Origin of the sequence: Streptomyces herbicida (genome assembly GCF_032656585.1) — a bacterium.
Classification (GTDB): Bacteria; Actinomycetota; Actinomycetes; order Streptomycetales; family Streptomycetaceae; genus Streptomyces; species Streptomyces herbicida.
Genome location: NZ_JAUYWJ010000001.1, coordinates 146,293 through 160,313 on the forward strand (window position 1 = coordinate 146,293; position 14,021 = coordinate 160,313).

Genomic DNA, 14,021 nt, shown 5'->3' on the forward strand with positions numbered 1-14,021 from the left:
GAACATTACCCCCATCCCCGAAATGGGTGATTAATGGTATGTCGCACAATATGATCGTAGTGATGACGACGGTCGACGTGAACAGTGAGTCCACATGGACGACTTCGACGACCTGGACCACAGAATCCTTTCCGCACTGCATGCCTGCGGCACCCATCCGCGCGTCGCGTCCGCCGCACGCGGCCTGTCCCTCGCCGGCGAGCACGGCGCGCTGTGGCTCGGGACGGGACTCGTCGGAGCCGCCGTGGACGGCAACCGGCGCGGCTCCTGGTTGCGCGGCACGGCGCTCGTCGCGGGCGCGCACCTTGCCAGCATGGGCCTGAAGCGGCTCGTGCGCCGTGCGCGCCCCTCGCACGTCGAGCCCCTGGTGCGCACCGCGGGCCGGCACTCCTTCCCGAGCTCCCACGCCTCCTCCTCCGCTGCCGCCGCCGTCGCCTTCGGGGCGCTGGGGACCTACGGGATCGCGCCGCTCGCCGCCGCCATGTGTCTCTCCCGTCTGGTCGTCGGCGTCCACTACCCGACGGACGTGGCCGCCGGCGCGGCGCTGGGCACGCTCACGGCCCGGCTCGGAGCGCGCTGGATGAGGGGGCGCGCCCATGACTGAGACGGCGCCCCTCACGAACGGTGTGCCCGCCTCCCAGCCCGGGCCCGCCCCGGGTCCCGCGCACACCGGGCAATCCGCGCTCCTGGAGGAGCGCGCCCACCACGAGCCACCCGCACGCGTGCGCACGGTCACCCTCCTCACCGGCCTGCTGAAGACCACCCGCCCCAAGCAGTGGGTGAAGAACACCCTCGTGGTCGCCGCCCCGGCCGCCGCCGGGCAGCTCTTCTCCCGGCATGCCCTCGTCCAGGTCGGCCTGGTCTTCGTCCTGTTCACCGGCTGCGCCGCCGCCGTCTATCTGATCAACGACGCCCGCGACGCCGCGGCCGACCGCGCCCACCCCTCCAAGTGCCGCCGCCCGGTCGCCGCCGGACAGGTCCCGGTGCCCGTCGCGTACGCCGCCGGAGGCGCCCTGGCCGTCCTCGCGCCGGCCGCCGCGGCCTGGCTGACCTCACCCGTCGTCGCGGCCCTCCTGACGGCCTACATCGGCGTACAACTGGCGTACTGCGTCAGCCTCAAGCACGTCCTGGTGGTCGACCTCGTCGTCGTCACCACCGGCTTCCTGATGCGGGCGATGATCGGCGGGGTCGCGCTCGGCATCCCGCTGTCCCGCTGGTTCCTGATCACCACGGGCTTCGGGGCGCTGTTCATGGTGTCGGCCAAGCGCTACTCCGAAGCCCTGCAGATGGCCGGAAAAGCGGGCGCCACGCGTGCGTTGCTCACCGAGTACACCACCGGCTACCTCCGCTTCGTCTGGCAGCTCGCGGCCGGTGTCGCGGTCCTCGCCTACTGCATGTGGGCCCTGGAAGAGGGCGGTGTGCCGCACGCGAGCGTGCTGCCCTGGCGGCAGCTGTCGATGGTCGCCTTCATCCTCGCGATCCTCAGGTACGCCGTCTTCGCCGACCGCGGCACCGCGGGCGAGCCCGAGGACGTGGTCCTGCACGACCGGGCCCTGGCTCTGATCGGGTTGGCCTGGCTGGCGATGTACGGCCTGGCGGTGGCGAATTGGTGACCCGGGCGCAGCGGGCCGAGATGCTGGGTTTCGCCACCGTGGGGCTCCTCGCCTACGTCACCGACCTCGCCCTCTTCACCGGTCTGCGCGGCCCGGTCGCCCTGGACCCGCTCACCGCCAAGTCCCTGTCCTTCGTCGCGGGCTGCACGGTCGCGTACACCGGCAACGCGCTCGGCACGTACCGGCACACACAGCCGCAGGGCGTGCGCCCGTACGCCGTCTTCGTCGCCGTGAACATCGCGGGCGCCCTGGTCCAGCTCCTGTGCCTCGCCATCAGCCACTACGGCCTCGGCCTCACCTCGCAGCGCGCCGACACCGTCTCCGGGGCGGGAATCGGCATGGCGCTCGCCACTGTCCTGCGGTTCTGGGGTACTCGGACATTGGTGTTCCGCAACGAGGGCAGAGTCGGATCATGGACTGGCTGAAGAAACTTCCCGTAATCGGGCCGCTCGTCACGCGCCTGACGGCCACGCACGCGTGGCGGTCGTACGAGCGCCTGGACCGGGTGAAGTGGACCCGGCTGGCCGCCGCGATGACCTTCATCAGCTTCATCGCGCTGTTCCCGCTGCTGACCGTGGCCGCCACGATCGCCGCCGCCACCCTGAGCGAGTCGCAGCAGCGGGATCTCCAGAACAAGATCGCCGATCAGGTGCCGGGCATCTCCGACCAGCTCGACATCCACGCCCTGGTCCAGAACGCCGGCACGGTCGGACTCATCGCCGGCGCCTTTCTGCTGCTGACCGGCATCGGCTGGGTCGGCCAGATGCGCGACTGCCTGCGCGCGGTGTGGGAACTGCCGGACAGCGAGGAGAACCCCTTGCTGCGCAAGGCCAAGGACGCGGGGGTCCTGGTCGGCTTCGGCGGCGCGGTGCTGACCACCCTCGCCGTCTCCACCGTCGCCTCCGCCATGGTGGGCTGGATCAGCGACCAGCTCGGCATCGACCGCGCGAGCTGGGGCAGCGTCCTGCTGCGGACCGCCGCGTTCGCCGTCGCCGTCCTCGCCGACTTCCTGCTGCTGCTCTACGTCCTGACCCTGCTGCCCGGCGTCGAGCCGCCGCGCCGCCGCCTGCTCGTCGCGGCGCTGATCGGCGCGGTCGGCTTCGAGCTCCTGAAACTGCTGCTCAGCGGCTATATCCAGGGCGTCGCCACGAAGAGCATGTACGGCGCTTTCGGTGTCCCCGTGGCCCTGCTGCTGTGGATCAACTTCACCTCGAAGCTGGTCCTGTTCTCCGCCGCCTGGACGGCGACGGAGAGCGAGGAGACGGAGCTCACGGACGAGACGACCGGCGGCGCACCAGATCCGGCAGCGGCCACCGGCGGTTGACCAGGAACACCCCGCCCGCCAGCAGCGCCAGCAGGCCGGCGGTGATCGCCAGCGCGACGCCGACGCCGCTCCCGGAGGAGGCGCTCGCCACCGACTTCGAGGACGAACCGCCGCTCCCGGCACCGCCCGTCTCACCGGAGGAGGCCGTGGCGCCCGGCTTGGCGCTGGACTGCACGGCGCTCTTCGGGGCCACCAGCGCGCCCACCGGCGTGACCTTGCCGGCCGCTTTGAAGCCCCAGTCGAAGAGCTTGGCGGTCTCCTTGTAGACCTCGTTGTGCTCGTTCTTCTCCGGCTTCATGACGGTGACCAGCAGCACCCGGCCGTTGCGCTCGGCGACTCCGGTGAAGGTCGCGCCCGCGTTGGTGGTGTTGCCGTTCTTCACACCGGCGATGCCCTGGTAGACCGGGATGTCACTGTCTCCGCTGAGCAGCCGGTTGGTGTTCTGGATCTCGAAGGACTCGCGGACGGACTTGCCCTTCTTCTTGGTCGTCCCGCCCGGGAACGCCGCCCGCACGGTCGAGCAGTACTCGCGGAAGTCCTTCTTCTGCAGCCCCGAACGGGCGAACAGCGTCAGGTCGTACGCCGACGAGACCTGTCCCTTCGCGTCGTAGCCGTCGGGGCTGATCACGTGCGTGTCGAGCGCCTGCAGTTCCTCGGCGTGCGCCTGCATGTCCTGCACGGTCTGCTCGACGCCGCCGTTCATCGCGGACAGCACGTGCACGGCGTCGTTGCCGGAGCGCAGGAAGACGCCGAGCCACAGGTCGTGGACCGTGTAGGTCTCGTTCTCCTTTATCCCGACCATGCTGGAACCGGCGCCGATGCCCGCCATGTCGGACGGCACCACCTTGTGCTTCGTCGACTTGGGGAACCTCGGCAGGACCGTGTCGGCGAACAGCATCTTCAGGGTGCTCGCCGGGGGCAGTTGCCAGTGCGCGTTGTGCGCGGCGAGCACCTCGCCGGACTCGGCGTCGGCGACGATCCAGGAGCGCGCGGTGAGGTCCTTGGGCAGCACGGGGACGCCGTCGGCCAGGTTGACCTGGGTACCGGCCCGGCCGAGGCGGGCACCGCCGACCGACGACATGTGCGCCGGGGGAGTGGCGGACGGGCTCGTCGACGGGCTCGGGGCCGCGAGGGCGGCGGGCACGGTGAGCGAAAGGGACAGCAAGGTGGCGGAAGCGACCAGCAAGGATCGCTTGCCGGTCTTCTTGGGTGCGGGCACGGTCGAGAACGTACCTGCAGCGAGTCGCGAAGTCCCGCGCGCCCTCCCACCCCGGGCGCGGATCCGGACGGCCGGCGGCGATACTGGTGGCATGAAGCTCAGCCGCCCGGTCTCCTGGTTCCTGCTCGCCTTCGGGGTGTGGAGCTGGGTCATCTGGGTCACTTTCGTCAAGAATCTGATCAAGGACAGCAGCGGACTCGCGTTCGACGACGGCCACCCGACGGCCTACTTCTGGGTGCACCTGCTGCTGGCTGTCGTTTCCTTTGTATTGGGGACGGTCATCGGGGTCATCGGGTTGCGCGGACTGCGCGCACTGCGCCGGACGTCATAGCGGGGGATACGGCAGCTTGGTCATCGTCTTCGTCCTGGTCGCCCTGGCCGTCCTGGCCGTCGTGGCCGGGCTGCACCGGTACCTCTGGCGCCGTCTGGTCCGCGACACGACCCGCGGCGCGGGGCCGGCCCGCCGCGTGGGCACGGGTGTCTTCGTCGCCGGTCCGACGCTGATGATCACAGCGCTGGTGGCCGAGCGCTCCGGCGCCCCCTTCTGGCTCCAGCGCACCCTGGCCTGGCCCGGCTTCCTGTGGATGGCGCTGTGGCTCTACCTGATGCTGGCGGTGGTGGCCGGAGAGGCCGTACGGCCACTGCTGCGACGGCTCATGGAGAAGCGAGCACCCGCACGGGCACCCGCGGCCGAAGCACCGGAGCCCGAGACCGCGAGCGTCGCCGCGTCGGCCGAGGGCACGGCCCTCGGCGAGACGAACGCCCCTTCGGCGACCCCGCCCCAGGCCGCCGGGCCCGCCGCCGGGACCACTCCCGGGAGCTCCGCCCCCGAACCCTCCGACTTCACCCGCCGCCTCTTCGTCTCGCGCGTCGTGGGCGGAGCCGCCGCGACCGCCGCCGTCGCGACCGTCGGATACGGGACGTACGGCGTGCTGCGCGGCCCGAGCGTGAAGCACGTCACGGTCCCGCTGGCCAAACTCCCGCGGTCCGCGCACGGATTCAGGATCGCCGTCGTCAGCGACATCCACCTGGGCCCCGTCCTCGGCCGGGGCTTCGCGCAGAAGGTCGTCGACACGATCAACGCGACCCAGCCCGACCTGATCGCGGTCGTCGGCGATCTCGTCGACGGAAGCGTGAAGGACCTCGGCCCGGCGGCCGCCGAGCTGGCCCGGCTGAGCGCGCGGCACGGGGCGTACTTCGTCACCGGGAACCACGAGTACTTCTCCGGCGCCGAGCAGTGGGTCGAGGAGGTGCGGCGGCTCGGGCTGCACCCGCTGGAGAACGCCCGCACCGAACTGCCCGCCTTCGACCTGGCCGGCGTCAACGACCTGGCGGGGGAGAGCGAGGGCCGGGGCCCCGACTTCGCCAGGGCGCTCGGAGACCGCGACACCTCACGCGCCGTCGTCCTGCTGGCCCATCAGCCGGTCCAGATCCACGAGGCCGTGAAGCACCACGTGGACCTCCAGCTCTCCGGCCACACCCACGGCGGGCAGCTCTGGCCCGGCAACTTCGTCGCGGCCGCCGCCAACCCGACCGTCGCGGGCCTGGACCGCTACGGCGACACGCAGTTGTACGTGTCCCGGGGAGCGGGCGCCTGGGGGCCACCGACCCGGGTCGGCGCGCCGTCGGACATCACTGTGATCGAACTGGCGTCGAGGCAGGCATGACCCGCATGCGCGCGACGTGACTGTGAAGACGCTGTGAAATTCGCAGGAAACAAGCGCCCGGTAAGTTCTTTCTCATCTCGTCAGATTGTTCTTCCCCCGGTTGAAACACGTGTGATTAGGTGAGCCGCGCCACTAAGGGGAGTGGCATTTTGTGCTGGCCTTGGGTAGGGCCGGGCTGGGTCCTGGGGAGGGCACCACCATGCGATCTGTTCGCATGCGGATTCTCGCGACGCTTCTCGTGCTTGCGGCCGTGGGACTGGGCGGCTGGCAGCTGTTGCCGTCGCAGGGGAACGCCGGCAGAACCATCACGGTAGGCACCACGGACGCCGTCACATCGCTCGACCCGGCCGGTGCCTACGACGCCGGTTCCTGGGCCTTGTTCAGCAACGTCTTCCAGTCGTTGCTGACCTTCGAACCGGGCGGCGTCGAGCCGGTGCCCGACGCGGCGCAGAGCTGCGCATTCGTGGGGACCGGACTCCAGACGTATCAGTGCAGGCTGCGCGAGGGGCTCACGTTCCCGAGCGGGCGCGCGGTGACCGGCGAGGACGTGAAGTACTCCTTCGACCGGGTGAAGAAGATCAATTCCGATGTCGGCCCGGCGTCCCTGCTGTCCACGCTCGACTCGGTGAGCGCCGAAGGCAACACGGTCACCTTCCATCTGTCGTCGGCGGACGCCACCTTCCCGTTCAAGGTGGCCACCGGCGCCGGCTCGATCGTCGACCGGACCAGATACCCGGCCGACGCCCTGCGCAGGGGCGCCGAGGCGGACGGCACCGGCCCCTACACGCTGACCGGGTACACCAAGGACCGGCAGGCCGACCTCACGCCGAACACCCACTACAAGGGCGACATCGGCGGCACCGGCCGCCCCGTCCGGCTGCGCTACTACGCCGACTCGGCCAAGCTGAACAGCGCCTGGAAGGCCAAGGAGGTCAATGTCGCCACGCGGACGCTGCCGCCGGAGGTCCTGTCCCGGCTCTCGGCGAGCGACCCCGACCAGCGTGTCACGGAGTCCGACAGCTCCGAGACCCGCAACCTCTACCTCAACACCCGCGCGGGCTCCCCGCTGCACGAGGTGGCCGTCCGCCGGGCCATGGCCTGGCTGATCGACCGCGAGCAGCTGGCCGCCAAGGTGTACGACGGCACGGTAGACCCCCTGTACTCGCTGATCCCGACCGGCATCACCGGCCACACCACCTCGTTCTTCGACGACTACCCGAAGCAGAGCACCGCGAAGGCCAAGGCCCTGCTCATCGAGGCCGGCGTCAAGCTCCCGGTCCGTTTCACCTTCGGCTACGGCAAGGGACGCGGCGCGGGCGCGGAGGAGGCCGCGGAGCTGAAGCAGCAGCTGGAGGCCGGCGGCCTGTTCAAAGTGGACGTCCAGGGTTACGAGTGGACCGGCTTCCAGAAGCGCTGGGCGGCCGGCAAGCTCGACGCGTACGCGGTCGGCTGGGTCGCCGACTACCCGGACCCGGACACCTTCGCAGCCCCGCTGGTCGGCACCGGCTCCACCATGCACACCGGCTACAGCAACAAGCTGGTCGACAACCTCATCGTGAACAGCCAGACGTACGCCGATCGCAGCCTCGTCTCGCAGGACTTCCGCAACCTGCAGGCGGACGTGGCCGCCGACGTGCCGCTGATACCGCTGTGGCAGCGCAAGGAGTACGTCGTCAGCAGCGAGGACGTCGGCGGCGGCCAGTACCTCTCCGACGGCACCGGTGTGTTCCGGCTGTGGCGGCTGACCTGGATCTGACGCGATCCGGTCGCGTGCGCAGCAACATACGGCCGAACGGCGCGGAGCAGACACCTGAGGCGGCACCCTGTGACGGAGGTGCGCATGGGGTGAGGAGCAGATGTGCTGAGACGCAACTCCTTCCGGCTGCCCCGGCATCCGGCTTCCGTCGGACTCGCCCGGCACCGGGTCCGGGACCATCTGGCCGACTGGGGTCACGGTCCCGGTGACCCGGCGGTGCAGGACGCGGTGCTGCTGGTGTCCGAGCTGGCCACCAACGTCGTACGCCACGGCCCTCCCCCAAGCTCTTCGAGCCGGGGGGACCCCCACCTCGAGCGGGAGTTCGAGGTCGCGGTGACGGCGCTCGCGGACGGCTCCTGCCTGATAGAGGTCTCCGACGAGGGCCGCCTCGAGCCCCGGCTGCGGGTGGTGGGCGACCGGGCCGAGACGGGCCGCGGACTGCACCTCGTGGAGAGCATCGCGGCAGCCTGGGGGGTGTGGAGCCGGGGCAGACACGGCAAGACGGTGTGGGCGCTGGTGGTGGCCGACACCTGAAGCCGTGGACCCGGGCCGGGACCTACGGCCTCACGGTTCCCCGGTCACCCGGGTCGGCAGGGTCACCGTCACCGCCAGACCCTGCCCGGGAGCCGTCAGCACCGCGACCTCGCCACCGTGCGCCTGTACGACGCCCTGCACGATCGCCAGGCCCAGCCCGCTGCCCGCGCCGCCGCCCGCACGGAAGAAGCGGTCGAAGACCCGCGCCGCGTCCTCCTCGGCCAGCCCCGGACCCTCGTCCGCGACGCACACCCGGACGACCCCGTCCTCCCGCTCCACGCCCAGCCGCACCGGCACGTCGGCGGGCGTGTGGATGCGCACGTTGGCCACCAGATTGCCCAGCACCTGCCGCAGCCCCGACTCGTCCGCCCGCACCAGCAGGGAACCGTCGGCGGCCACGGTGACCGGACGGTCCGGCTGCTGCACCCGCAGGTCCTCGGCCGCGTCCCGCACCAGGCGGCTCAGGTCCACGTTCCGCAGGCGCAGTTCGGGCCGCTGGTCGAGGCGGGCGAGGGTGAGCAGCTCGTCGACCAGCCGCCCCATGCGGTCCGCCTCGGCGTTCACCCGGTCCCAGGCACGTCTGCGCTCGTCCGGCTCGGTCAGCATGCCCTTGTCGTAGAGCTGGAGGTAGCCGCGTATCGCCGACAGCGGGGTGCGCAGCTCGTGCGAGGCGTCGGCGACGAACCGGCGCAGCTGGGCCGCACTGCGCTCGCGCGTCCGGTACGCCGACTCCACCTGGTGCAGCATGGAGTTGAGCGCGACCCGCAGCTGCTCGACCTCCTGGGTCGGATGGTGGCTGGAGGGCACCCGCCGGGTGAGGTCGCCCTCGGCTATGGCCGACGAAGTTTCCACCATGTCCTCCAGGGGCCGCAGCCGCCGCCGGACGCTGAACATCGTCAGACAGCCCAGCAGCGCGAGCAGCAGGGTGCCGACGGCGAAGTCGAGCTTCAGGGCCTTGGCTATGCCCTTGTGCAGGGCGTCGGTGGAGGTGGCGAGCAGGATGTAGTGACCGTCCGCGAGCCGGATCGCCGTCACACGGTACGCGGCGCCGTGCACCGTGACATCGTGCGGGTCGGGGTCCGCTGCGAGGGCCCGCGGATCGTCCACCGCCTCCGCGAGGCCGCGCTGGGCGAGGGTGGGTTTGATGTCGAAGAGCGTCATGGCCTCGCCCCGGCCGTCGACCGCGGTGAAGATCGAGTCCGGGGCCGGCTGCTCGTCCGACCCGGTGGGCGCGATCCGGTCGCGGACCACGCCGAGCACGCTCAGCGAGTCGATCTGGCGCAGGGTGAGCCGCGAACCGCCCAGCGAGTCACGCATCTTGACCATCTCGGAGTCCACCTGGCCGACCAGATAGTGGCGCATCCCCATCAGGCTGACCGCGGTCGCCGCGATGATGCCGACGGCGAGCAGCGCGACGTTCGCCAGGGTCATCTTGCCGCGCAGGGAGTGGACCCCGTGGGGCCGTTGGAACCGGGGGAGCCTCATGCCAGCCCGTATCCGACACCCCGCCGGGTGGTGATCACCGGGGGCCCCAGGGTGTCCAGCTTGCGCCGCAGATAGCTGATGTAGGTCTCGACGACGGTCGACTCGGCCGGGGTGTGCTCGTACTGCCAGACGTGGCGCAGGAGTTGCTCCTTGGGCACGATCCGGCCGCCGTTGCGCACCAGGAACCGCAGCAGCGCGTACTCGGTGGGGGTCAGCTCGACCGTGCGGCCCGCGCGGTGCACCGAGTACGTCGTCTCGTCCAGCTCCAGGTCGCCGTAGCGCAGCGGCGGCTGCTGCGGGATGACGTCGGCCATGGGGGTGCCCCCTGCCCGGGCGGGGTCGAGAGCTCGGGGGAGGGTGCGGCGCAGCACGGCGGCGATCCGGGCGACGACCACGTCGATGTCGAACGGCTTGGTGATGTAGTCGTCGCCGAAGGCGAGGGCGCCGACTATCTCGGCGGGCGAGTCGCGCGCGGTGAGGAAGACGAGAGCCAGCTCGGGCTGCCGGGCGCGCAGCTCGCGCCCCAGGGCGCGGCCGTCCCCGTCCGGCAGCATGACGTCGAGCAGCGCGGCGTCGGGCCGGGTGCGCTCGGCGAGCGCGAGGGCCTCGCGGACGGTGCCCGCCGTCATCACCTCGAAGCGGTGGTAGCGCAGGGCGATGGCGAGGACGTCCGAGATGCTCGGCTCGTCCTCCACGACCAGCACGGTTCCTGGAGCCGTCATGCCCCAAGTATCCGTACGCCCACCGACAACGGGGGCCGGTCACAGCTTTGGAGTTCCTTGAGAGTCGAGCCGGTCCCATGTCCACACGCGAGTGGCGCCCCCGATCCTGTTGCCCAGGACCTGGGGGACCGACCGAACGAACCGGACGATCAAGGAGCTTTGAACGTGGAGGCATGGGCACGGTGGTGCTATCGGCACCGGCTGGCGGTCCTGTTGGTGTGGGTGGGGGCGCTGTTCGGCCTGGGATACTCGGCGTCGACGGCGGGGACGGACTACGCGAACGTCTTCTCTCTTCCCGACACGGACTCCAAGCGCGCGTACGACCTGATGGAGAAGGCGTTCCCGGACAGCTCGGGCGACACCGACACGGTGGTGTGGAAGGTCGACTCGGGCTCGGTGAAGGACCAGGACGTACGGTCCCGGATCCAGCCGGCGCTGGAGAAGATCGCGGGGATGAAGGGCGTCGGCGACGTCACCGGCCCCTACTCCGGCCCCCGCGGCGCGGCGCAGGTCAGCCGTGACGGACGGATCGCGTACGCACAGATCACGTTCACGGACCGGGCGAACGCCGTACCCAAGGACCTGGTCCAGGACGTCGTCGACACCGCACAGGCCGCCGAACGCGGCGGTCTCCAGGTGGAGCTCGGCGGCCAGGCGATCCAGCGGGTGCAGGAGCCGCCGACGGGCCTGGCGGAGATGGTCGGCATCGTGGCCGCCGCCGTAGTGCTGTTCCTGGCCTTCGGCTCGCTCTTCGCGATGCTGCTGCCGATCGGCGTGGCCGTCTTCGGCGTGGGCACGGGCCTTTTCTCCACCCAACTGCTCAGCCACGCCACCGACATCCCCGATCTGGCCCCGCTGCTCGCCACCCTGATCGGCCTCGGCGTCGGCATCGACTACGCGCTGTTCATCGTCACCCGGCACCGGCGCGGCATCCTGCGCGGCGTGGACCCCGAGCAGTCGGCGGTCACCGCCCTCAACACCTCCGGCCGCGCGGTGCTGTTCGCGGGCGGCACGGTGTGCATAGCGCTCGCCGGAATGCTGGTGACGAATCTGCGCTTCCTGGACGGCGTGGTGATAGGCACCTCCCTCACGGTGGTGCTGAGCGTCCTGGCGGCGACCACGCTCCTGCCGGCCCTGCTCGGCTTCCTCGGGCCCCGGGTGCTCAGCCGCCGTCAGCGCCGCCGGCTCGCCGCACAGGGCCCCGAGCAGGAGCGGGCGAGCGGACTCGCGGCGCGCTGGTCGGCGGGCGTCCAGAAGCGCCCGCGTACGATCGCCGCGCTCGCCGTGGTCCTCATGGCCGCGCTCGCCCTCCCGGTGCTGGCGCTGCGGCTCGGCGCGACGGACCAGGGCAACGACGACGCGTCGACGACCACGAGGAAGGCGTACGACCTGCTCGCGGAGGGCTTCGGCCCCGGCTTCAACGGCCCGCTGCAGGTGGTGACGTCCGGCGGCGACACGACGACCCTGGTGAAGGACCTCGAGGCGACGTCCGGGGTGGCCCGGGTGGCGCCGCTGCCGCCCGCGAAGGGCGTCACGGTCATCCAGGTGGTCCCGACGACCTCGCCCCAGTCGAAGCAGACGGACGAGCTGATCGACGTCCTGCGCGACCAGGTGATCCCGAAGGCGGGCGTGCAGGCGCACGTGGGCGGTGTGACGGCGGTGTCGAAGGACTTCGCGACGGTCACCGGCGACCGCCTCCCGCTCTTCATCGCGACCATCGTCGGCCTGGGCTTCCTGCTCCTCCTGATCGCCTTCCGCTCCCTGGTGGTGCCGCTGACCGCCGCGGTGATGAACCTGATCGCGGCGGCGGCCTCCTTCGGCGTCCTCGTCGCGATCTTCCAGTGGGGCTGGGGCCTGGATCTGCTCGGCCTCGGCAAGGAGGGCCCGATCAACGCCTTCCTGCCGGTCATCATGCTGTCCCTGCTCTTCGGCCTGTCGATGGACTACCAGGTGTTCCTGGTGAGCCGGATGCACGAGGAGTGGGTCCACACGAAGGACAACGCGCGCGCGGTGCGTGTCGGTCTGGCCGAGACCAGCCGCGTCATCAACTCCGCGGCACTGATCATGGTCTGCGTCTTCCTGGCGTTCGTCCTCAGCGGAGACTCGGGCGCGGCGACGGCGGGCGTGGGCCTTGCGGTCGCGGTGGCCCTGGACGCGTTCATCCTGCGTACGGCGCTGGTGCCGGCGGCGATGCATCTGCTGGGCGGCGCGAACTGGTGGCTGCCCGGGTGGCTGGAGAAGCGGCTGCCGCATCTGGCGGTGGAGCCGAAGGAGGAGGTCGGGGAACCGGCTGAACAGGAGAGCGGCCCCGCCTCGGTGGTCCACGGCTTCGTCCGCACGGCGGACGGCGGCCCCGTCGAGAACGCCGTGGTGACCCTGCTCTCGAAGGGCGGCCGCCAACTGGACCGGGTGACGTCCCTGGCCGACGGCTCGTACATCGTGTCGGTACCGGCGCCGGGATCCTATGTGCTGGCGGTGACGGCGGGCTCGCACGGCTCCCGGGCCAGGCATGTGGCGGTGGCGGACGGGCCGGTGGTGTTCGACGTGGAATTGGCGGAGGGGGAGGTGGACGCGGTCAATTAGCCTTCAGCTGACCGGCCTTGAGGATCCGGTCCACGTCGAGGGTGACCTTGGCGCCGACGGAGTCCGGAAGGGTGACGAGCTCGCCGGGGGCGTGTACGCGATGATGGGCGTACTCGTCCCCGGAAGGGCCGGTGCGGACGTGGAAGCACTGATGCTCGCGGTCGACGATGACGTAGGCGGGGATCTTTGCCTCCGCGTATACAGAGTCCTTGATGTGGAGGTCGGTCATCCAGTAGGCGGATGTGACTTCGAGGACGAGTGGCAGTAAGCGGCGTGGCATCGGCGGGCACGAGAAGAACCTTGCAGGTTGGGCCAGTGCCAGGGGTTCCAAACGAGCCGCTTCACCCGAAAGCGATCACTCCGCCCCGCCCCGCCGCCCCTTGCCCGCAGGGTCCGGCAGCGCCCGCGTCATCCCCGGCAGGAAGTCCGTGAACAGCTCGTGCACCTCGTGCACCAGCGGCCGCAGCACCCGGAACCGGGCCAGTGACACCCCTCGCGCGGTGAGCCGTGCCCCCCGCGCCGCCAGGCGGTAGCTGCGCTCGCGGCCCTCCGTGCGGTCGAAGATCCAGTACAGGACGAGCCCCATCTGGGAGAGCCACATCAGCTCGGGCAGGACCTCCCGCAGTTCCTCCGGCACCTTGGTCTTCGCCCCGCGCAGCACCTCCTTGTGGACGCTGATCGCCTCCACGCGCGCGTGCTCGCTCTCCGTGGAGAAGGGGCTGAGCGGGCTGTCCGGATCGGCGGCGTTCTTGAAGAACTGCACCGCGAACTCGTGGTACGGCCGCGCGACGTCCAGCCACGCCTTCAGCACGCCCGCGAGCCGCGCCTCCAGGTCGGTCTCCCGGGCCAGGACCTCCCGGACCGCCACCCGGTGCTCGGCGGCGATCCGGTCGTAGAAGCCCTGGATCAGGTGCTCCTTGCCCTCGAAGTAGTAGTACGCGTTGCCGACGGAGACCCCGGCCTCCTTGGCGATGGCCCGCATCGTCGTCTTGTCGTAGCCGCGCTCCTGGAACAGCCGCATCGCGGTCTCCAGGATCAGCGCGCGGGTCTGCTCGGACTTGCTGGGGGCGTCGGCCTCACCGGGCCGGCCGGACTCGTTCATCGCGGGCACACTCAGA

At 70.8% G+C, this 14,021-nt stretch carries 13 protein-coding genes and 1 pseudogene; 9 read left to right on the forward strand and 5 right to left on the reverse strand.

The window, feature by feature from the left end:
- Nucleotides 1–94: 94 nt before the first annotated feature.
- Genes Q8A52_RS00625 through Q8A52_RS00640 form a run of 4 tightly spaced genes read left to right on the forward strand, consistent with a single transcriptional unit; the run spans nt 95 to nt 2,937 of the window.
- Nucleotides 95–604, forward strand: a complete 510-nt coding sequence (locus tag Q8A52_RS00625) for a phosphatase PAP2 family protein (protein WP_316747575.1) — start codon at nt 95–97, stop codon at nt 602–604.
- The gene (locus tag Q8A52_RS00630; RefSeq protein ID WP_316747577.1) at nt 597–1,613 is read left to right on the forward strand and encodes a decaprenyl-phosphate phosphoribosyltransferase; all 1,017 of its coding nucleotides are present in this window, start codon (nt 597–599) and stop codon (nt 1,611–1,613) included. The genes Q8A52_RS00625 and Q8A52_RS00630 overlap by 8 nt, the downstream gene beginning before the upstream one ends.
- A 20-nt stretch (nt 1,614–1,633) precedes the next feature.
- Nucleotides 1,634–2,038, forward strand: a complete 405-nt coding sequence (locus Q8A52_RS00635; RefSeq protein ID WP_316748715.1) for a GtrA family protein — start codon at nt 1,634–1,636, stop codon at nt 2,036–2,038.
- Nucleotides 2,026–2,937 (forward strand): YihY/virulence factor BrkB family protein, encoded by a 912-nt coding sequence (locus Q8A52_RS00640; protein WP_316747579.1) that lies wholly within the window; start codon nt 2,026–2,028, stop codon nt 2,935–2,937. The genes Q8A52_RS00635 and Q8A52_RS00640 overlap by 13 nt, the downstream gene beginning before the upstream one ends.
- Here the strand turns inward: Q8A52_RS00640 and Q8A52_RS00645 are convergent.
- Nucleotides 2,882–4,156, reverse strand: a complete 1,275-nt coding sequence (locus Q8A52_RS00645; RefSeq protein ID WP_316747582.1) for a D-alanyl-D-alanine carboxypeptidase family protein — start codon at nt 4,154–4,156, stop codon at nt 2,882–2,884. The two genes, Q8A52_RS00640 and Q8A52_RS00645, sit on opposite strands and share 56 nt — an antisense overlap.
- A 91-nt stretch (nt 4,157–4,247) precedes the next feature.
- On the opposite strand from Q8A52_RS00645, the gene Q8A52_RS00650 reads away from it, so the two are divergent.
- The 4 genes from Q8A52_RS00650 to Q8A52_RS00665 all read left to right on the forward strand — a co-directional run bounded on the left by Q8A52_RS00650 (nt 4,248) and on the right by Q8A52_RS00665 (nt 8,113).
- Nucleotides 4,248–4,487 carry an SCO4848 family membrane protein gene (locus Q8A52_RS00650; protein ID WP_316747584.1) on the forward strand — a complete coding sequence of 80 codons (240 nt, stop codon included), beginning with the start codon at nt 4,248–4,250 and terminating at the stop codon, nt 4,485–4,487.
- Between the two features lie 16 nt (nt 4,488–4,503).
- Nucleotides 4,504–5,823: a metallophosphoesterase gene (locus Q8A52_RS00655; protein WP_316747585.1), complete on the forward strand. Its 1,320-nt coding sequence runs from the start codon at nt 4,504–4,506 to the stop codon at nt 5,821–5,823.
- Between the two features lie 199 nt (nt 5,824–6,022).
- Entirely contained in the window at nt 6,023–7,579 is a 1,557-nt protein-coding gene (locus Q8A52_RS00660; protein ID WP_316747587.1) for an ABC transporter substrate-binding protein, read from the forward strand.
- Between the two features lie 102 nt (nt 7,580–7,681).
- Nucleotides 7,682–8,113, forward strand: a complete 432-nt coding sequence (locus Q8A52_RS00665) for an ATP-binding protein (RefSeq protein WP_316747589.1) — start codon at nt 7,682–7,684, stop codon at nt 8,111–8,113.
- A 30-nt stretch (nt 8,114–8,143) separates the two neighbouring features.
- Here the strand turns inward: Q8A52_RS00665 and Q8A52_RS00670 are convergent, their stop codons facing one another.
- On the reverse strand, nt 8,144–9,598 hold the full coding sequence (locus Q8A52_RS00670) for a sensor histidine kinase (RefSeq protein ID WP_316747591.1): 1,455 nt from the start codon (nt 9,596–9,598) through the stop codon (nt 8,144–8,146).
- Nucleotides 9,595–10,320 carry a response regulator transcription factor gene (locus Q8A52_RS00675; RefSeq protein ID WP_316747593.1) on the reverse strand — a complete coding sequence of 242 codons (726 nt, stop codon included), beginning with the start codon at nt 10,318–10,320 and terminating at the stop codon, nt 9,595–9,597. Before Q8A52_RS00675 ends, Q8A52_RS00670 begins: the two co-directional genes overlap by 4 nt.
- A 165-nt stretch (nt 10,321–10,485) precedes the next feature.
- On the opposite strand from Q8A52_RS00675, the gene Q8A52_RS00680 reads away from it, so the two are divergent.
- Entirely contained in the window at nt 10,486–12,903 is a 2,418-nt protein-coding gene (locus tag Q8A52_RS00680) for an MMPL family transporter (protein WP_316747595.1), read from the forward strand.
- Here Q8A52_RS00680 and Q8A52_RS00685 read toward each other — a convergent pair.
- Together Q8A52_RS00685 and Q8A52_RS00690 are read right to left on the reverse strand one after the other, a co-directional pair.
- Nucleotides 12,896–13,162: pseudogene (locus Q8A52_RS00685) on the reverse strand (Uma2 family endonuclease); the annotation flags it as partial. The gene Q8A52_RS00680 and the pseudogene Q8A52_RS00685 overlap by 8 nt on opposite strands.
- A gap of 96 nt (nt 13,163–13,258) precedes the next feature.
- Nucleotides 13,259–14,005, reverse strand: coding sequence for a TetR/AcrR family transcriptional regulator (locus Q8A52_RS00690; RefSeq protein WP_316748717.1), 747 nt, complete (start codon nt 14,003–14,005; stop codon nt 13,259–13,261).
- Between the last annotated feature and the right edge of the window lie 16 nt (nt 14,006–14,021).